This window comes from Mycoplasma sp. 125 (genome assembly GCF_051549845.1).
Taxonomy (GTDB): Bacteria; Bacillota_I; Bacilli_A; order Mycoplasmatales; family Metamycoplasmataceae; genus Metamycoplasma.
Genome location: NZ_CP196079.1, coordinates 236,786 through 257,209 on the forward strand (window position 1 = coordinate 236,786; position 20,424 = coordinate 257,209).

Consider the following 20,424-nt stretch of genomic DNA (forward strand, 5'->3'; position numbering starts at 1 on the left):
TTGTTTAAAGAAAAAAATTCAATTTAAATTTAGATTTATTTAGGCAAAATTTTAGTTAGATAGTCTATATCATAAAAGTTGTTATATGGAATTTCAATGTCTGGTTTTACACCATCTTCTAGATTTATTTCTGATCCGTGATGTTTATATAAATAATTTAATGGTGAACTAGTTGATATTGATGTTCCATCATTCAAAACCAAGGGCAATACAGGCGCGGTCCCTCCTCCAGATTTTTGACCTATAATTTTGGCTACTTTTAGTTCCTTTATGATTCCTGAAAATGTGTTAGCAGCACTAAAAGTATTTTTGCTAGTTAATATATAGTAATTAAAGTTTTCAAATGCATCATTATCATAATAATTGCCATCCTTGTTAGCATCGATTTTATATTTTTGTGTTTCTATAATACCAGAAAGTAGTGATTTACTATGCACAACAATGTCCTTATTTGTTAATAAACCAACAGCACGATACATTGCTCCAATATTTCCACCACCATTTCTAGAAATATCAATCACAACATTTTTAATATTTTTTTGTTTTAATATTTTTTGCAATGTATTTCTTAAAAATTCAAATGTGTCACTTTTGATATTTTTTGCATAAATTTCATTATTAGATGCTGTTTCAAAATTGTCGATAATAATATATGCTAAGTTACCATTTATAATAAAGCCATCTTGTTTAATTTTTTGCTCAAGTATGGCTCTTTTTTGCTCAAGGTATTCATTAACTTTGGCATATTCACTTCGTTCAGTTCCATATAATTTAGATGCATAATCATTGATTTTTTTACTATTGTTTGTGAATATATTTAACATATTAATTCTAGTATGCAAGTCATTTAATTTGTTAAAGAATAATTTTGCATATGCCTTGTTATATATATCGGGATTATTGCTTAATAATTCTTTTTTTATATCGCCGATATACTGTTGAAAGTTTGATATATTTTTATATGATTTAAGTCCATAAAAATTATCAAGGGTAAATAAGAGATTATCAAGGTTATAAATTCGATCCTGTGTCGTTTCTTTATCCGCCGACCATGAACCTTGTTGATATGAGTAAGCGTCATTTTCATCTTCCATTAGTGAAAAAAATTTACCATAAACCGCATCGCCATTATAGTAGAGATTGTAATAGTTTTGACTACAAAATAAGGTATTAAAAATACTTAAAGGAATAAAAGTTCTTCTCCCCTCTTTAAAAATATCGATGTGATAACTTCTTAAATCAAATTTGATAGGTCCGTTTAAATCATTAATATTTTCAATTTTTGAGCCTTCATAACTTATGAAGCGTGAGTAATTAGTCAAATTGCTTTGCTTAACAAAATTAAAAAATGCTTCGTTGCTAACACTAATAATATCACGATCTGCGTCAATATACATTAATTGATTATTTGAAACTAGTTGTGTTGCATTGATGTCATAAGTCGGTTTTTTTCTAATTAGCGAAGTATCAACGAAGCCATTTAAAACACCTAGCATTTCCTCAATAGCAACATATGGTTGATGAATTTTATTGTCAAGAAAATATAAGTTTAGATTTTTATTTTTTATTGAATAATCTTTTGATGATAAATTTATAAATTTTGTTTTCTTGATATTAAAAATTTTAGAAGGACCATTGTCTAAATAATCAAAATCACTATAACATGAAACAGCACTCAATGATATTAGTGGTAATGGTGTACCTAATAGAAATAAGAACTTTTTCTTCATATTTTAATTCCCTCTTAATTCCCTATAATATTGAAATTTTACGCTTTTATTAAGGTTCATTATCAAAATTATTGATTTACTTATGCAAAGATGTGAAATAGATTAATTTAATTAGTTTCTTTATAAAAACTTATTGATTTTGAAAAATTTATAAGTTTGTGTTGCTCTATACAAAAACAAAATTTTTTGATATTTGAAATTAAATATTTATTTTCCCAATTTTATGATTTAAAAATACAAACTCAACTTAAATTAAGATAGATTTATGATTTTATTTAATTGTTTAACTACAATTTTATCAAAATTTTGCATCTTTTATTATAGGATAATAGCCTATATAAAAAGCTCATATTTTGATATCAAAATTCATTTTATATGTATTGTGATAATTAATTCAAAAATAAATTTTATAAAAAGCGTTCTTAAATTTATTTTAGTGCTAAAATATTATATGCAACGGTCGTGTAGCTCAGGGGATAGAGTACGTGCCTTCTAAGCATGTGGTCGCAGGTTCGAATCCTGCTACGATCGCCATTTTTTTTATTCTTTTTTTATACTAAATTATTAATAAAACTTAATTTAATTGTTTTTAATACAAAATAAGAAAAGACCCAAATCTTTTTATTTAAATTTGAGTCTGATGTTTTTTGATATTTTTGTTTTTTAGTTATTAGTATAGGTTTGTGGTTTATTGATTAGTTGTTCAAGTTTCTTTGATTTTTCAACTAATTCTTGACTTGTTTTTTCTAATTCTTTTTTAGCATTTGTATTTGCTAAATTTGCTTCTTCTTTTTCCTTTGTTTTACTTACTAAAGTTTGGTTTAGGTTTGTAATATCTTTATTTATAGTTTCTAGTTTTTCTTCTTGTTCACTTATATCTTGTGTTGTTTCCTTTAAGATATTTTGAGATTCGCTAAGTTGCTGTTTGGTTTTTTGCAACTCGTTATCTTTATTTTTTAATTGCTCAATTGTGTTATCTAGATTTTGTTGTGCAATATCTAATAATGATATTGTATTATCTTTATTATTTTGAATTTTTTGTTGCTCTAATCTTGCAAATTCTAATGCTTGGTTCTTATTGTTTAGTTCTTTTTGTTTTTTGTCTATTGTTTGTATCGCAGTTTGAAGTTGAGTTTCAAGATTATTTTTATTTTTCAAAGCTTCTTTTAAATCGGCATTATTTTTTTGTTTAGTCAATGTTATTTTGCTTTTATTTGTTTTAATTTCCTGAATTTTCGCGTTCGCTTCTTTTAATTTAGTATTAGCTAATTCAAGATCACTAGTTTTTTGTGTTACATCTTGATTGGCTTGATTTAATTTACTTTCGGCCCCGTTATTTGCTGTTTGCAATGCTTGGTTTGAAATATTTAGTGGTGTTAATGATTGGTTGATTTTATCAATTTCTATATCTATTTGACTTATTTTTGCTATAACTTCATTTATTTTCTGATTTATTAAACTTTTATTTGTTTCTACATTCCGCAATGCATTAATGGAGTTTTGTTCACCTATTGTTTTTGCATTTAAGTTTTTTATATTACTTTCATATTCTTTTTTAGCTTCTTGTAATTCTGCTATATTTGATTGTTTTGTAACATTAGCATCCTGAAGTTCTTGCTTCGCAGCATTTAACTCTCTTTTTATCCTATCTATCTCGTTATTTTTTGCTTGAATAGAAGATTTTGTTTGCTCAAGTTCACGCGTTGCGTTATTTTTTTCACGTTCAGCATTGTTGTATTCTTGTTGAACATTATCTTTTTCTTTAGTTTTTTCGGCAAGTATTTTTGTTTTTTCTTCTAATACCTTTTGGGCATCGTTATATTTTTGCTCAGCAGCCTTAAGTTCAGACATAATTTTGTCAGAATCCCAATCCATTAGCTCTCGATCATATTGTTTTTTGAGTCTCTCTAACCGAGATTTAAGTGAAAAATTATTTCAAACATATCATGATATTATTGCACTTCTTCACTCTTCATCTCTTTTTTCCCTTTCCTCACTTGTTTTGGTGTCGGGGGCGTTTTCGATATCTTTTATTTTTTTTCATCTTCTTTCAGTTTCGTCGTCAAGCTCTTTCTTTTCCTGGTTAAATTCATCCTGTATTTCTTTAATAGTTTCTAATTCATTCTTTTTTTCTTTTTTTATTCTTTCAATATTATTTTTTGCATTCAAACTTTCTTGTTCTATTGATTTATGTTGATTATAAGCCTCTTCATATGTATGTATTGTTTGCGCTAAAATTTGACTAATTCCATCTAATTCGGTGTTCTTTTCTTGCAGCACTTGCATATTATATTGTTCTAAACGTTGTAGATTTGATAAATTAGTTTCTTCTATTTCTAATTCTTTTTCTTTTTTAGATACAGCAACTGATTTATCTTTAATTGAGTTGTTAGTTTCATCTAATTTATTCTCAGTTTCTGTGATTTTTTGTTTACTTGTATCTAATGCACTTGAAGCTTTGTTTTTTTCTTGTGATTTGGTAGTTTTGGAAGCAGTTTTTTCTTTTATTTCTTCCGTGTATTTTTGTAGGCCTTGTTCTAGCTTTGCTTTTTCTTGTTGTAGTGAACTCTTTAGATTATTTTGTTGTTGCAATTCCTTATTTTTTAGAGCAATATCATTTTGATTCTGCGAAAGTTTTTGCTTAGCTTGCTTTGCTTTTTCTATTGCACTCTTTTGAGACTCATTTGCTTTTTTTAATTCATCAATCGCACTTTGTAAATCATTTGCTAATTGCAAAATTTTGATTGATTCCTCTTGTAAATTATTGTTGATATTTAAAAGGTTTGTATCAGCCTCTTCTTTTTTAGTTTCTAGTTCTTTTATTTGTCTGTTTGTGTTTTCTAGGCTTTGCTTTGTTGCTTTTTGTGCTTCCTGAGCTTGCGCTAGTTCTTTATTTGCCTCTATTAATTCATTGTTTTTAGTTGAAATTTCACTTTGTTTTTGTGTTAAAAGATGATCTGTTTGTTTGATCTTTTCTTGTAGTTTATTGATTTTCTCTTGATTGTCATTTTTTTGTGCTTCTAGTTGATTTCTAACATTAGTTTGTGCCTGAATTTCAGATTCTTTTTGGCTAATTATGTTGTTAATTCTTTCTAAATTTTTATCAGCATTTTGTTTTTGGTTATTTATTAGTTCTTTTTTATTTTTTGCTTCTTCAAGCTCTTTGTTTATTAAAGAAATTTCATTTTGTTTTTGGACTAAATTTTGGTTAGCCTCATATGATTTTTGTGTTGCATTTTTTTGGTTATGGTTAGCTTGCTTTAATTCAATAATTGCCATTTGAAGTTCTTTGATTATTGCACTTAGTTTTTTTGAATCAATAGAAGAATTTGTTTTGGGTGAGTTTTTATCTTTTTTTAGATTTTCATTCTGTTTTTTTAATTCCTGGTTTTTTGTAAGTGAATCTAAGAGTTTTCTTTCTAAATCTTCTTTAATTTTTTGCGCTTCTTTTAATAGTTTATTTGTTCTTTCTTGTTCTATTGCTTTCTTATTAAGTTCAGTTATATTGTTTAATGTCTTGAATTTATGACTTAAAATAGGTTTATTTTTAAAAATTATTTGAAATTCATAATCAGTGCTAGATTCTAAAGGAGCTTCGTTTCTTTTCTCACCCCAAGAAATGGTTTCATTATTTTTGTTTATAATGTATTTCTTTTCAAGAAAAGCTTTTGGATTATTTTCGGGAAAGATTCTTGCTGTAAATTCGGTGTTTTCATAATTTTTATAGTTTTTTAGTATAAATGAAGCTGAGTTACTAGTTATTTTTTGTTTGTTTATTTCTAACTTATTTTGGTTATTGCTAACTAGGTATGCTGTTATTATGGCGCCAGTTGCTAATGTTGCTGCTATCGCTAGTTCTGCTCCTAGTAAAACTCTAGGTGTTTTTTTCTTTTTTGTTTTAATTTCATGTTTGTTTTCAGTCATATTTAAACCTTTTCTTATGTTTTGGTATTTAATTTTTTTACTAATATAATAATGTTTTTTTTTTTTTTTTGAATTTCGGGTTATGAACATTGGGCAGGGTTATAAATTGGGCATCAAATTTGAACTTATTTTGCTATTGAAATGTGAAATTTACTAGCTTTTTTGAAAATTTAGCCTAGTTAGTTTTTGCTTTTTTTTTAAAAAAAAAAAAAAAAAAAATAGAGTTTTAATAATTGTGTAACAATTTCTTATTAAAAACTCTATTTTGAATTAGATTATTGACATTACAATAGAAAGAACAAGAACAAACAAGATTATGCCGATTACTGAAATTGAAAGTTTTTTTAATTTTATAGTACCGAGTTTTTTGCTTTTTATAGCAATAAAGGTAATTGCAATTATTGTTAATAATGCACTAATTGCAAATATTGCATAACCAGCTTGGTTTAAAGCTTTCTTTCCTTCTAGATTATTATCTTTAATTTGAATTTCCGCTTTTAGATATGAATTTGTAAATTTTTCTTTGTCCTCTTTTTTATCTGGCTTTTTATTATCGATTAAAGCAGCAAGAATATCAAATCTTTCAATAATGTTTTTGACTTGCTTAGTGTAATTATCATATCAGCTAAAAATATTAATAGTTCTTGAACCAGTTGAAGAAATTAAACGAGATATTTGTTTATTTATAAGGTCATAATATTGATTTATTAAATTTAAATCAAATCCATTTTGAGCAAAGTTTTTCTTAATAATGTCTTTATTTATCTTAATTATTTCTTCAAATTGTATTAAAACAGCTTTAAGAGAGTTAGCAAGACTACTAAAATAATCTACACCATTGATTGTTGAAGAAAATAAACTAGTTAATAATAGATAATTTGAGTTTTTAATGTCGGCTTCGATAACAGATTTGTTATTTTCGTTTTTTAAGAGATTTTCAGCAGCTTTTGTGATTATATCGTTAGCAGCATTTACATACGATTCTTTATTAGTGATTAAAACCCCTGTGCCAACCATATTATATAAAACGCTACGTAGCGTATCATTTCTTAAATCATTATAGTTTATTTTGTCATCAATTCCCAAAGCGGTAAATATTTTGCTAAATAGTTGTTTATTTTCTTTAATTATTTCTTCATATGCGTAATTAAGTGATTCTTGTTCCGGAGAAGTATCAATATTTATTTTAATTACATAATCACGACTCTTTTTAGGATCTACTCTATCACTAATTCTCACTGTTGCTGATAATGAATTTCCACCTTCACTTTTTAGATTAATTACGCTATATTTAAATCTAGTGTTAATGGCATTATCAAAAAAGAATATCTTTTCTTTTTCTTCTGCTTTTGAACTATCAAAAAACGTTTTTAGATTGTTTGCTGTTTTAGATGTGTAAATTGAAGAAACATTAGGTATTAGCGAAGGAAGAGCTTGAATTTGCTCTTGGGTATCAATTTCTTTTTGTTGTTTATCCCCAGGAATTATTGGCGGTTTTCTTATTGGTTCATCTTCTTTTTTATTTTTTTGTTCATCAAGAATGAATTTTTTATTCTGTTCAAGATCAAATTTAACAAATTTCTTATGCAATTTCGAAACAATGTAATCTTCTCATGATGCAAAGTCTTTGGGCTGAGTAAAACTAAAACCATTAATTGTATTTTCTTTTTCTTTGAAGGTGCCGAATTTAATATTAATTTGTTCTCCTATTTTAGGAATGTCTACCTTGTCAAAAAGCATGTTTGGAAGTTGCTTTTGCAACGCACCAAAGTAATCCTTTATTAATTTATCAAGTCTTTGTTTGGTAATTGTATTAAGTTGTTCTTTATCTTTTGTAATTTTTCCATTTGGCTTAATTTGTTCTTCATAGTTAGTTTCTTTAGTTTTTCCGACCTTTATGTTATCAAATTTTTGCCCTTCGTATTCAACTACAGATGGAATGTAATTTTTATTAGTTGACATTACATATGGAAAAACAATTGTGAAACCAAGGTTATTCATATGCTTAGTTTTTAATGCATCTTTGTTTTTTTCAAGATACTGTTGTAGGACTTGGATGTAGATGAGTTTTTCTAAATTAGGTTTAAAATCCTTGTCTAAATCTTTCAACAATTTCCCTTTTTCATTATCAAGATATTTAATGGTAAAGTCAATTATTTTTTCAACATTTTTTTCCACATTATCTTTTGTAAATTTGGCAAAGGTATCAAAGTCGAGAGCTAGGCTAGGTTTTTCTGGAGCTTTTGGTTTTTGCTTGTTTGGATCAGCGGGTTTTTGAGGCGCATCCTGTTTGAGTTCTTTTGTTTCGTCTTGACGATTGTAGGCAGAAATAAGAGCTAACGAGGGAAGCGGGATCACACTGATTAAACCTAAAGAGAATAATTTATTTTTTAATTTCATAATTTTCCTCCTTGACTAATTTTAGTTTTTGCTCCATTTTTAGCATATATAGCCTTTGCTTTAAATGTTTTTCTTCAAGAAATTGGTCAAGACTTAGTCCAATTTTTTGCAATGATTCATAGTAATTAATTTTAGTTGTTATTTCTTTGATTTGCAAATTATCAAATTTTATCTTATTGTTTTGTTTGTATAATTCTAACTTACTAAATGAATTAATGTTAATTTCGTTTTCTTTGATGATTATATTTGCGTTAATTAAGAATAAAAATAATTCTTTTTCTTGATCAAGGTCTCTAATTTTAATAACTGTGTTTTCAAATGCCATCATTGAATTCGAATTAGCAAGACCCCACTCATCCTCTTCATCAATATTGATAAATAATATGGCATTTCTGATTGATAGATGTTTATTACCAATGAAGTGAATATTAATTTTAAATGAATTATTATTAATCATTATTTAATACCCCCAAAACCTTCGTTTGCTTTTGTTAATAAAACAATTTCTTCAATTTCCTTTTCGCGTTTAGTACGAATTATTTTTTTCTTAACCTTTGCAATATCTTCTTCAATTTGATTAATAATTTTATTGGTTGTAACAAGGTCATTTTTGGCATTGTAGAAAAATGACTCAATTAACAATGAATATATAGCATTTTCTAAAATGATGTTTATTTCATTTTCAACAAAATCCTCAATACCGGGATAAATTTTATAACCAGAAATATCACCAACTGAATTTTGTTTATCAACTTCATTTACTAGTTTATTAATGTTGAATTCATCGATAGGAAGAACTGTAAAGTGCCCGTTATAATTTTTGTTGGTATTAAGAACAAAATTAACTTTTGAATAGTTATTATCTATATATAAGGTCTTAACTAATTGACTAACTCTTCAAGCAAGATTGGTAGCCTGTTTTTCTTCTTCACTAAAGGATTTTATTACGTCAAACTTGTTTTGATTACAAAATTCACTAGCTCTTTGGCCAATTGTTATAAAATCATCGTGTTTAGGATTTACATTTGTAAGTAGCTTTTTTTCATATCTACTATATGAATCTGTTGAGTATTTTTGGTTCTCGGTCAAATAAATCCAAAGTACTGATCGTTTTTTAAATATATTACGTAGTTTTTGAATAGTTTTATTATTATTTTCAGAATCATTAATTAACTTATTTTTTATTGTGTATTTTTCCTTAATAGCATTGATTAAGTTGATATTTAGCAATGCATTAGAAATATTGAATTTTAGCTTTCTCGTAAGCTTCATTATCTCAATCAAAAGAATATTTTTGGAATTATTTACCTTTGTCAATATTCCTTCAAGGTTTTGTAATTTTTCTTCTCATTTTTTTAAATGCATACTATCATCCTATAATACTTTTTTCGTTGTAAAATATGTTTAATAAATTAGATTCATTATCTGTTTTAACAATAATATTTTCAATAATTTCAACAAAGAAATTCTTATTTAATAATTGCTTTATCTCTTCATTGAAGTAAAGTGCTATTTTTGATTTAAATAGGTTAGTTTCAGTTCTTAGATTAATTGATTCAATATTTGTTGATGGAAATTGCTTTATAAATGGTACTAGGTAGTAATTATTCAATCTTTCGTCCAATTTATAGGATAAAACAAATTCATCCAAAATAATTTCATATTTTTTATTTTGAGCCTGTTTTAGATAATTAAACAATTTTTTAACATCTATATCCTTTGATTTTGTTTGAGCTTTTAATTGAATTGTTGACATTAATTTATCAAAGGAGATAAAGTTAGGTTGTTTCTTTAGTTGCATGAAATCATAATTAAATACTTCTAAATCATTTTGTACAGCTTTTAAAATATTTTGTTCTTTCCTACTTAACTTCATTTGAAACTCCTTGGTTTATGACATTATTTTTCTTTGTAATTACTGTTAGAGTTCAAATTAGATTTATAACAGTTGATATGTTAAATAAAACAGCAAAACTTAAAGTAGTGATTACAAAAATTTGGTCCAGCGAAAGTTTTGAAGGAATATTATAGAATGATTGGTTATTATTTGAAAGTAGTAATGCATTTAAACCGTTAATTATTAGGGTAAATATTACTAATAAAACTAAGCTCTTCAATATTATTGAAACATATATAGGTTCATTTGAAGTTTTGTATTTATAAAGCATTAATATTATAATGCTGAATATTGAAGAAAATAAAAGAGTAATATTTGTGACAATAATTTCTTGATTTTTTAAACTTACAATTGCGGTTATTATTCAAATTAGTGTAAAAATAAAGCCGGTAAAAATTGTATTTAATAAAACTCCTTTAATTTTTAGTGGTTTTAGAAAACTTACTAGGACATAACTAATAAAAAATAGGACAATAAATATTAAGCCAATAAGATAAATATAATTTCTTGATGGTTTTTCAGCATCAATGACATTTGAACTTGTTTTATAAAATAGTGCACGAATAAATCAAATTACAGTAGTAAAGGCAAAACCAATATAAAGAAGTAGTCTTTCTCTAGATTCATTATTTTTTTGTTGTTTTGATGCAGTTCATAAAATTCTTTCGATATTAATCCCAAATATTAGCACTCCTAATGTGACAAAAATTAGAATTAAGTAAAATAGATTAATTCCACTTTTTTGTGAAAATAAACTTATAAAGAATTGATGTACAGGGTTATTATCTAGAAAATCAAATTTTTGCTCATCTTTTTCGATGGTGAATATTCATGCTGATATCGTAGCCATAAATCCTATGACTAAAATTGATCGAGAAATAATTGAAATAATAAGAGTTTTTTTGTTTTTATAAAATAAAGGATTTGTTTTTTTCTTTAATTTGTATGTATAAATTGCATAGGCAACATCGACAATTAATAATATAACTGATAAGAATGATAAATAGTAGTAACTTAGTGTTTTTTCATTAAACATCGTAAATAACAATATTACAGAAATAATTGATAGGGTTGAATATATGACAAATCAAGGTATATATTTTTTAGCCGATTCTTTATGGGTGAAGATATTAGAAAAGTTTTTGCTAATTGTGTATAAAAAGATACTAATTAATAGTGAAATTCTGAATATAGCGAGGTAATTAATACGTTCCAATGATAAACTTGAAAAGTTTAGGAAGTATTCAGGGGTATTTGTAAAAGGAGCGAAAAGTTTTGTTGAAAAAATTGTTATGGGGGCAAAAAATAAGATTAATCCTGATAAAAAAATAAACAAGGAAATGATAGTAATTTTCAAGATTGATACTAACAGATTTTTTCGTTTATTATTGAATAATGACTCAAAGTCATCATATATGCGATTTTCTTTGACTGTGGAATTTTGCATTATCTTGTGGTTCCTTTCTTAAATTTAAATTGCTCTGGAATATTCTCATCACCTAATCCGTTTGCAAATAGGTTAGTTTTTTGTAGATTTGGATAAAGATTTTTTAGAGCTTGTCTATATGATTTTGTTTGATCCTTGCCACCACCATAAATTAAGTCATATTCTGGAAGATTATATGTCCCGAATAAACCTTGATAATTAAAACCTTCTGATCTAAACGCAAGAGCAAGCCCAGTTCTTGCGAATTGATTGGTTGTATGGTGAATAGCAACTAATTCATTATTTTGGTTTCTAATTGATGAACCAGATGATCCGCCAGCTGGTGCTCATCTTCTTGGTAGATAGTTAAGGCTCATGCTGATATATTTCTTATTTTCATATTCAAATAATTTATCACCATTGATTGGCGCACTAATAAAAGAATCTAGAACCCCAGGTTTGTCAGCGAATGAACGATAACCAATTTGATATGATAAATAATTTCCTCTATTTAGCACATCGCTAGGGAATGAAGATGGCCCGTTTTCAGAATTGGTTAATTTTGCATCATAAAAGTCATAATTAGCATTAAATCATAAACTAAATGAATAACCAAACTTTGCCCTTTCTCTTTGATCATCATCGATGTATGCTTTTAAATAGAAATCTTCACGGGCGCTTGGCCATCCAACGGCAAATAAATGATCAAGACTAGGTGGAATCTTTCCACTTAACGGATAATCTATTGCTTGATAATCCACAAGATATGATTTGCTTCTAAATTTGATATGAGATTTTTTATCATTGGCATAATCATTTGTAACTTCTTTAGCTAGATTGAAATCTTTTTTAGCCTTTAAAACTTCAGTTAAGGTTGTTGAATTAGAGGATGCTGAAAAATCTTTAATTTTTTCAAAGTCAATTTCAATAACAGCAAAATCAGCAAATTCTTCAACACCTTCATAAATTTTCTTTTGACGTTCTGATAAAAAATCAGTTGGATGAGTGCTTAGGTAGTCAGTTGCATTAAAAATGGTTCTAATTGCATCTTTATTTTGAGTTCCAAAAGTTGTGATATTGTCATCCATATCTGATATTCTTAGTTTTGCTCCGCTATGAATGTCTTTATTAATTCTTGTTAATGAAAATCCACTTAAATCCTTAGTTATAGCCCTTGCAACGTGGGCATTTGTTCCAAAATATCATTTAGTTGGATATTTTCCTGTGTTATCTGGTTGAAAGTCTAGAATTCACATAGTACCAGATTCAACATTATTTTCCTTCTTTGATTCAGCACGTTTTTTATATTCATTAATTTTTTGCTCTAATTCCTTAATTTCTGCCGGTCTTGTATGTTTTTCAAAATGAGTTATTCTATCATCATATTCTTTAAGACTTTGTGTTTTTTGCTTGTTAAGACTTTCCACAAGATGTTCATCAGTATTTTCTTTTATTTTTTTATCTCAATCTGCTTCAACTTGTTTTTTATCTTCTTTTAGCTGAGCAATTTTTTCTTGAATTTTTTTCTTGAAGGTTTCTTCATTTTTTTCATCTTTTCAGAATTTAATTAAATCATTAGATTCAGAAATTTCTTTTTCATAAGTTTTGTAATTACTTATTGAAATCGAAAATGTTTGTTTAGCTATTTTTAGATACTGTTCGTTAATGATTGTTCTTGCGACACCGATGGTTTTAAAGATATCTGGTTTTCCTAATGAATCAATTAAACTAGGTTGCTTACCAACCTCAACACCATTTAATTCCAATCCATCTAATGTGCCATCTTGTTTGTATGTAGGGACACTGAAACCTTTGTAGGCGGAATTTTCATAGGTATCTAATTTTAATTCTTGCGCTTTTTGATCAAATTCTTTTTTCTTTGCATCGCTTATATTTAGGAAAGCTCTGAAATCTTTTAAATTATTAATACCGTTTTTCTTATAATTATCTTTCAGTCTTTCTACATATTCATTGTTATCTTTTTTATAACGATCATATTGACTTAATTTTTGATATTTTTGAATTTCACTTTCTTCAATTTTTTCATCAGAAACTCTTCCATTAGGTCTATTACCTTCACTATCAACATTGAAATTATTTTTGTTTAAACCTGATAGTTTAAATTTGTAATTTTTTTGCGTGTTAGTTGCTTTGTTTCTAAATACAAGTCTAATTTCAGCTTCGCCAGTGGTGTTGGCCTTATCTGCCAAATCAATATTAAAGACACTAAATTCAATTTTTTTGTTTATCGCATCATCTTTGGCTTTTATAACCAGTGATGCATATTGTTTTTGAAGTTGACTAGGAAAGATTTGTTTTTTTTCATGATAAGGGAAGAGATTTTCAAAAGATAAAACAAAATTAGTCTCAATATCTTGGGAACTAGTTAATCTATTAAAATCAGCTAAAAATTGTTCATCAGAATATTTAAGAGTGCTATCAATTTTTGGTTTACCATCGTTTTCTTCGTTAATTTTGCGAATATTTTCTAGTTCACTAGAAATTTGATTGTTTAGTTGAGATAATTTAGTTTTTGCTTTTTTTAGTTCAATGTTACTAATGTTATTATCTTCAAGCAATTCATTAATTTTTTTAATTTCATTTTTTGATTCGATATAGGCCTTGCTTTTGAAATTTGTTTTATTTTCATTTTCAACATTTTTTAATAAACCTTCTAATTTAGTAAGGGCTTCTTTAACTAAACGCTTTTCTTTATCTTGCTCATTTTCACATGAAATTAAGCCTAGAGTAGGCAGAAAACTTAATACCGATGATGATATTAAAATATTTAGCAAAGTGCGTTTTTTCTTTGTATTCATAATCTTTCCTTTCAAATGCTATATTTTTATAATTTATAGTTTAAGGTTTTAATTTATAAATTAAACTTGTATTCAATTATTAGGAATTATATACTACTTTTATTTAAAAAACGAGTTTTTTACTCGTTGTTTAAACCTAATTATTTTTTTAGTAATGAGTCGAATTTTTTTTGGGTTTCATTATCTATAGAAACTATCGAAACTGCTACGGCCCCAATTCCTGTATGAATAGAAACATCGGCTGGTAACTTGTATGTATAAATTGGAATCTGATCATTTATGATGTTTTTAAATTTTGTCAAAAGCTCCTCAATCATTTCATTATCTGAGTGAAGAACAAAAAGCACTTTTCCATCAGGAGTGTCTTTGTTTTTATTTCACATATCTGTAACAGTTTTTTCAAGTGATTTAGTAAATACGCGCCCAATTGAATCCTTTTCTAATACACCATTGTCAAAAGCGATTAGTGGAACTATTTTTAATAATTTAGCTATTGCAGCAGCACCTTTTGAAAGCCTTCCACCTTTGACAAGAGCGTCGTTAAATTGTGGAATTAAGATTAATCTTTCATTATTTATTTCAAAATGTTTTATAGCATCTTTAAAAGAAACACCTGAATTAATTTGAGATTCAAATTTAAATAAATCTTTTAGAATCAAGAAGGAAATTCTTTTTGATTCAACAATATATACTTTGTTGTTATCTTGAAATTGTGTTTTAAGAAATGATGTTTGTGATGATAAAAATTTAGAGATAGGATAAACTAAAATTAAATCATACTCATTTAAGTATTTGTTTATCTCGATATCATTAATCGCTGGCGAAGAAGCTGCAGTGGTGGCATTAATTTTTTTATTTTCTCTTCACATTTTAGCATAATCATCAACAACAATGTCTCTTCCAATTTGATATGTTTTACCGTCTATTTCGCATTGCAATGGTATAAATCCTCAACCAAGCTCATTGGCCTGCTTTTCCGTTAATCCAGATGAAGAATCAACAATAATTTTTATTTTCATACATTCCTCCTAAAAAATGGTTGTAGCAAAATAATTTAGTATTATATATAAATAATTTAAAAAAAAATTATAAAAACCCACAAAATAAGTTGATTTATTAAATTTTTTATATTTATATTTATGTTTGCCATTAGTACTTTTTCGTTTTTTAATTAGTATAAAAAGTTTTAAAAATTAAAAGTTAGCTATAATTTTAAAAATATTAAACAATAGAGTTTTAAAATAATCATAACCAAACTAGTTGGTCTTAACTTAAGGAGTTATTTACATTATGAATTTTTTAGAAGAGCTTAAAAACAGAAAAATACTAAATAATATTTCTAACGAAGAAAAGTTTTCTCAAATTTCTCATGATTCAGGAATTTATATTGGTTTTGACCCTACCGCCAAAAGTCTTCATTTAGGAAATTATTTGCAAATTGCTACCTTATTAAGATTTAAGAAACAAGGCTATAAGGCTTATGCAATTCTAGGGGGGATTACTGGGATGATCGGTGATCCAAGTTTTAGAAAGAGTGAAAGAAGCTTCCTTGATCAAAAAACCCTTATCAACAATAAGGAATCAATAAAAAAACAACTAGAAAATTTTGGTTTATCAGTGATTGATAATATCGAATTTTATAAAAATATGACGTTATTTGATTTTCTTTCACAAATAGGAAAAATGATAAATGTAAATTATTTATTAGAAAAAGAAAGTATTGCAACTCGATTGGATAATGGATTAACATTTACTGAATTTAGTTATCAGCTTATTCAAGGTTGAGACTTTAAGAACATGTTTGAAAAGTATGATGTGAAGATTCAGGCTGGCGGTTCAGATCAATGGGGTAATATTACAACTGGTCTTGAGTTTATTAGAAAAATTTATGGAGACGCTGCTTGTGCGATTGCTTTAACAATTAATTTATTAACTGATGAAAATGGAAATAAATTTGGTAAGTCAACTGGTGGCGGCTCCTTGTGGTTAGATAAAAATATGACAACTCCTTATTCTCTATATCAATTTTTATTAAATCAATCAGATTCCAAAGTGGATGAATATTTAAAGACATTAACTTTTCTTAAATTAGATGAAATTCAGAATATTATGAGAGAGCATGAGCAAGCTAAATTTAAAAGAGTAGCGCAAAGAATTTTAGCATTTGAAGTGGTTAAGGATATTCATGGAATACAATATGCAAATCAGGCAAAAAAAATAAGTGAAATTTTATTTGCAAATAGTAAAGAGGAATTATTAATTAGCGATATTGAAATAATTAAAGAATCCCTTAAAACTTTTAGTGTTAAACACGGTACTAAATTTATTGATTTTATAAAGGAAAATAAAATCACTTCTTCAAATAGGGAAACTCGAGAATTTATAGCTAAAAAATCCTTTATGCTTGATAACGAGATTGTTGAAAATGAAAATATTGTAATTAATTTTGATAGATATGATAATAAGTATGCAGTCCTTAAAAAAGGAAAAAAAGAGTTTTTTATTTTAATAAATGCAAATTAGAAGAAAAAATATTCTACCCTTAAATTTAATTAACAAAATAAAATTTAATTTATTTGATTTGTTTTAGGCAGAATAGCAAAAGTACAATTGATATTTGCAAAACATGGAAATTACTATTAAAGATCTTGCAGAAATAAAATAGAGGATGATTATAACATAAGATATTTTGGAGATAAAAGACTAGATAATTTTGAAAAATACAAAGAAATCTCGAACCTTATTTTTTTGTTGTTAACAAAGCCAAGAGTATATGCTGATTTTAGCTGTGAATAATTTTTTATAATTTAAATATGAAGATAACTGATGTATGCTAGGCAATAATTTTCCAAACTTATATTATGGTTTGCAAAAAATAGAATGCCTAGCAAAAATTTAGTAATTGCTTTTGTAATAATTTTTATATTAAGAATATGTATTGCACAAGTTAAATAGCAATCCTTAGAAGCAAAATAGAAGTATTGATACTTATTTTAAATTGCTACTTTTTTAATACTTTTGGTAATAAAGCTCCTTATTTTGAAAATATTGATATTAAGAAAATTATTTTAGCTATTGAAAAACTGTGGATACGATGTTTTGCAATTAATTTATTAAGACAGCAAGATTAATTATTTTTAGGGTGATTGCTGAAAAAATTATTTTTTGTTATAAAAAAGCATGTTAGGTGAAACATGCTTTTTTAAGATACAAGAATAACTATTTTTTAATTTCTTTCAATCTTGCGCTTTTTCCTTTAAGACCTCTCATGTAGTAAAGTTTAGCTCTTCTAACCTTATTTTTTCTAGTTACTTGAATAGCAGAAATTAAAGGAGAGTTAATTTTAAATACACGTTCAACGCCAATACCATATGAATCTTTTCTAACAGTGATAGATTTATTGATACCTTCACCATATGCAGCAATAACTAGCCCTTCAAATACTTGAATTCTTTCTTTATCGCCTTCTTTAATTCTAACGTGAACTCTAACTATGTACCCTTCTCTTATTTCGGGAAGATCTGTTCTAATTTGGTCTTTTTCTACAAGTTCTAATAAGCTACTTCTCATTTTTTATCCTTTCGATAATATCTTTACGATTTTTTAGTGTTTTTAAATAAGCATGTTTCTCACGTCATTCTTTTATTAGTTTATGATTACCAGAAAGTAATATTTCAGGAACCTTTAGTCCTTTATATTCTGCTGGTCTAGTGTATTGGGGATAGTCAAGTAGTCCTTCGTTTTCAAAACTTTCGTTTTGATGGCTCCCCTTGCGCAAAACTCCGGGAACTAATCTAGCAACAGCTTCGCAAACGACCATAGCTGCAGTTTCTCCGCCTGTTAGAATATAATCTCCAATTGATAATTCTTCATCCACAAAATTTAAAACGCGTTCATCAAAACCTTCATAATGGCCACACACGAGTGTTATTTCATTATGCTTAGCAAGTTCGTGTGCTTTCATTTGGTTGAATTTTTGTCCTTGTGGACTAATTAGGATTTTATAACTATTGGGTAGTGTTTCAAGGGCGAGATCGATAGGCTCGACTTGTAGAAGCATTCCATCACCCCCGCCGTATATAGAATCATCAACCTTATTTCTTTTTTCTTTTGAAAATTTTCTAAAATCAATAATATTTAATTCTAGGTGCCCAAGACGTATTGCTTTGCCTATAACACTATAGGTTTTAAATGCTTCAAAATGTTCTGGGAATATTGTGAGAATGTTTATTTTCATAACTATTTGTTTTTTGATTCGATGTATTTTTTGTAGAAATCGTTCTTCTTTAAAAGAGTTCTAACTGTTTCAGTAGGCTTTGCTCCGTTGTTTAAGTATACAGTTGTTAATTCTTCATTTAGATATAAATTTTTTGTATGAGGATCATAGTATCCTAATTCATCAATAAATTTTCCATCACGTGGTGCTCTAGCATCAGAAGCAACAACTTTATATGTAGCATGGAATTTTTTTCCGGTTCTTTTTAGTCTTAATTTAACCATAAGTATTCCTCCTTGAAGTTTTTATATATTTTTAGTATATTTAAATTTTAATAAAAAAATTTTAACATAAAAAAATAAATGTTAAGTAAAAATGCTTAACACTTTAATTTGATTTTTACATTTGATATAAGCAAAGATGATTTGTATTATTTAGTTTTATAGTTTTATAAACTATAAATAGTATAATTATTATTATGAACAAAGAATTATTAAAAGAAAAATTAAACTATTCATTTGCACCATATTCAAAGGTTAAAGTGGCAGCTTTAGCTATTGATAAGTTGGGCAATGAATATTATGGAGTCAATTGTGAAAATGCTGCGTATCCTAGTGGACTTTGCGCTGAAAGATCTGCACTTTTTGGTTCGGTAGCATATGGCGCAGAAGTAGGGACATTTAAGGAAATACATATAATTAGCAATTTGAATAAAATATTATTCCCATGCGGTGCCTGTCTACAAGTAATGTCTCAATTTTTAGATAAAGATTCCAAGGTAGTATTGCATTCTACTGATCTAACTGAGGAAAGACAATTTTCGATGAATCAATTAATACCTAGCGCAGTAAAAAATGAAGACATTATCCACGCTGCAAAATAAAATGGGGATTTTATGGAAACTGAACATGTTTGCGATTTAAAACATCTTGATTTGCATGGAAATAATTTTGGAGAAGAAATTTCTTATTATTTAGAAAAATTTTCAATATCACAAAAAGAATTGGCACAACGTTTGGGGCTTAGTGCTCAATATGTCTATATAATCATTAATAGCAAAACGAATGTTAATTTAAGTATTGCAATTATTGAAGGCTTGGAAAATGTTTTTAATTTGGAATTAGGTACGCTATCTGAGGTTTATTCAATATATGCTAATAAGGAAAAATCTAATCTACAAGATGCTGAAAAACTTTTGGTGCAATATGGAGAGGACTTTATCATTAAGAATCCAAGTTTGCCACTGGTAAGTAATATTAAATTAACAAAAGATATGCCTATTAGCAAAAAATTGATGATTATGAATAGGTTTTATGGCGTTGCTAATTTAGATAATTATACCCAATATTTGCGTGAAAATGCACTAGCAGATGAAAGTATTTATGCCAACCCTAATAGTAAGGTTTGAATTAGATTTTGTGAGTTATCGGTTTTGGAAACAATTAGTACTAAAAAAATTGGTGTTTTTAGAAAAAATAATTTTGAAGTTGTGTATAAAAGAGTTGTTAAATTAATATGCGCTAAAAATTTAAACTTTAAAAATAAAATTGATGAAATACAAAATTATTTATTGACTAAAGGAATTATTTTGATTACAATGCCTTTTATCGAGAATAGCGATATTGCGGCCATTACTTTTCAAAAAGGAGCTAGAAGACTTATATTTGTTTCGGATATTTTCAATTGTGAAGCATTTATTTTTAACTATATTTTGCATGAATTAACACATTGTTTTTTTGTTAATAAAAACGAAAATGAAATTGATGATATTTATATTGAGGCATATTATAAAATTAAGTCTGAATATAATTTTAAATATGAGGGTATTGATGATGCTCTATTGGCTTTTGACAAGTGTAGTGCAGTGCAACATGATGATCGCAAGGGTGAGGTTTGCGATATAACTAAGAAAGTTTTTTATAAATACGAAAAAGTTTCTTTTAGTTAATATTTCTTGTAAAATATTCATTAAATGAAATAATTAAGAAATAAAAATAGGATCTGACTTAATA

At 26.9% G+C, this 20,424-nt stretch carries 15 protein-coding genes and 1 tRNA gene; 4 read left to right on the forward strand and 12 right to left on the reverse strand.

Going from position 1 to position 20,424, the window contains the following annotated elements; all coding sequences use genetic code 4:
• Positions 1–35: 35 nt before the first annotated feature.
• Positions 36–1,730: a S41 family peptidase gene (locus ACSH4Z_RS00960; RefSeq protein WP_438340753.1), complete on the reverse strand. Its 1,695-nt coding sequence runs from the start codon at positions 1,728–1,730 to the stop codon at positions 36–38.
• A gap of 458 nt (positions 1,731–2,188) precedes the next feature.
• Here ACSH4Z_RS00960 and ACSH4Z_RS00965 point away from each other — a divergent pair.
• A tRNA-Arg gene (locus tag ACSH4Z_RS00965) sits at positions 2,189–2,264 on the forward strand.
• Between the two features lie 129 nt (positions 2,265–2,393).
• Here the strand turns inward: ACSH4Z_RS00965 and ACSH4Z_RS00970 are convergent.
• The 8 genes from ACSH4Z_RS00970 to ACSH4Z_RS01005 all read right to left on the reverse strand — a co-directional run bounded on the left by ACSH4Z_RS00970 (position 2,394) and on the right by ACSH4Z_RS01005 (position 15,215).
• Positions 2,394–5,654 carry a hypothetical protein gene (locus ACSH4Z_RS00970; RefSeq protein WP_438340754.1) on the reverse strand — a complete coding sequence of 1,087 codons (3,261 nt, stop codon included), beginning with the start codon at positions 5,652–5,654 and terminating at the stop codon, positions 2,394–2,396.
• Between the two features lie 270 nt (positions 5,655–5,924).
• Complete coding sequence (locus tag ACSH4Z_RS00975; RefSeq protein ID WP_438340755.1) at positions 5,925–8,054, reverse strand: MSC_0620 family F1-like ATPase-associated subunit; 2,130 nt, start codon at positions 8,052–8,054, stop codon at positions 5,925–5,927.
• Positions 8,038–8,511, reverse strand: a complete 474-nt coding sequence (locus ACSH4Z_RS00980; RefSeq protein WP_438340756.1) for an MSC_0621 family F1-like ATPase epsilon subunit — start codon at positions 8,509–8,511, stop codon at positions 8,038–8,040. The genes ACSH4Z_RS00975 and ACSH4Z_RS00980 overlap by 17 nt, the downstream gene beginning before the upstream one ends.
• Positions 8,511–9,419 (reverse strand): MSC_0622 family F1-like ATPase gamma subunit, encoded by a 909-nt coding sequence (locus ACSH4Z_RS00985; protein ID WP_438340757.1) that lies wholly within the window; start codon positions 9,417–9,419, stop codon positions 8,511–8,513. The genes ACSH4Z_RS00980 and ACSH4Z_RS00985 overlap by 1 nt, the downstream gene beginning before the upstream one ends.
• Position 9,420: 1 nt before the next feature.
• Positions 9,421–9,930: an MSC_0623 family F1-like ATPase-associated protein gene (locus ACSH4Z_RS00990; RefSeq protein ID WP_438340758.1), complete on the reverse strand. Its 510-nt coding sequence runs from the start codon at positions 9,928–9,930 to the stop codon at positions 9,421–9,423.
• Positions 9,917–11,398 carry an MSC_0624 family F1-like ATPase-associated membrane protein gene (locus ACSH4Z_RS00995; protein ID WP_438340759.1) on the reverse strand — a complete coding sequence of 494 codons (1,482 nt, stop codon included), beginning with the start codon at positions 11,396–11,398 and terminating at the stop codon, positions 9,917–9,919. Before ACSH4Z_RS00995 ends, ACSH4Z_RS00990 begins: the two co-directional genes overlap by 14 nt.
• The gene (mip, locus tag ACSH4Z_RS01000; RefSeq protein WP_438340760.1) at positions 11,398–14,196 is read right to left on the reverse strand and encodes an Ig-specific serine endopeptidase MIP; all 2,799 of its coding nucleotides are present in this window, start codon (positions 14,194–14,196) and stop codon (positions 11,398–11,400) included. The genes ACSH4Z_RS00995 and mip overlap by 1 nt, the downstream gene beginning before the upstream one ends.
• Before the next feature lie 140 nt (positions 14,197–14,336).
• Positions 14,337–15,215, reverse strand: coding sequence for a DegV family protein (locus ACSH4Z_RS01005; protein ID WP_438340761.1), 879 nt, complete (start codon positions 15,213–15,215; stop codon positions 14,337–14,339).
• A 271-nt stretch (positions 15,216–15,486) separates the two neighbouring features.
• Between ACSH4Z_RS01005 and tyrS the strand changes: the two genes are divergently transcribed.
• Complete coding sequence (gene tyrS / locus ACSH4Z_RS01010) at positions 15,487–16,719, forward strand: tyrosine--tRNA ligase (RefSeq protein ID WP_438340762.1); 1,233 nt, start codon at positions 15,487–15,489, stop codon at positions 16,717–16,719.
• A 696-nt stretch (positions 16,720–17,415) separates the two neighbouring features.
• Here the strand turns inward: tyrS and rplS are convergent.
• From rplS to rpsP, 3 genes are read right to left on the reverse strand one after another with little or no spacing between them, the layout of a single operon-like run.
• Positions 17,416–17,766 (reverse strand): 50S ribosomal protein L19, encoded by a 351-nt coding sequence (rplS, locus tag ACSH4Z_RS01015; RefSeq protein ID WP_438340763.1) that lies wholly within the window; start codon positions 17,764–17,766, stop codon positions 17,416–17,418.
• Entirely contained in the window at positions 17,756–18,433 is a 678-nt protein-coding gene (gene trmD, locus ACSH4Z_RS01020) for a tRNA (guanosine(37)-N1)-methyltransferase TrmD (RefSeq protein WP_438340764.1), read from the reverse strand. Before trmD ends, rplS begins: the two co-directional genes overlap by 11 nt.
• A gap of 2 nt (positions 18,434–18,435) precedes the next feature.
• Positions 18,436–18,696, reverse strand: a complete 261-nt coding sequence (gene rpsP, locus ACSH4Z_RS01025) for a 30S ribosomal protein S16 (protein WP_438340765.1) — start codon at positions 18,694–18,696, stop codon at positions 18,436–18,438.
• Between the two features lie 194 nt (positions 18,697–18,890).
• Between rpsP and ACSH4Z_RS01030 the strand changes: the two genes are divergently transcribed.
• On the forward strand, positions 18,891–19,295 hold the full coding sequence (locus tag ACSH4Z_RS01030) for a cytidine deaminase (protein ID WP_438340766.1): 405 nt from the start codon (positions 18,891–18,893) through the stop codon (positions 19,293–19,295).
• 12 nt (positions 19,296–19,307) lie between these two features.
• Positions 19,308–20,360, forward strand: coding sequence for a helix-turn-helix transcriptional regulator (locus tag ACSH4Z_RS01035; protein WP_438340767.1), 1,053 nt, complete (start codon positions 19,308–19,310; stop codon positions 20,358–20,360).
• The last annotated feature ends 64 nt before the right edge of the window (positions 20,361–20,424 follow it).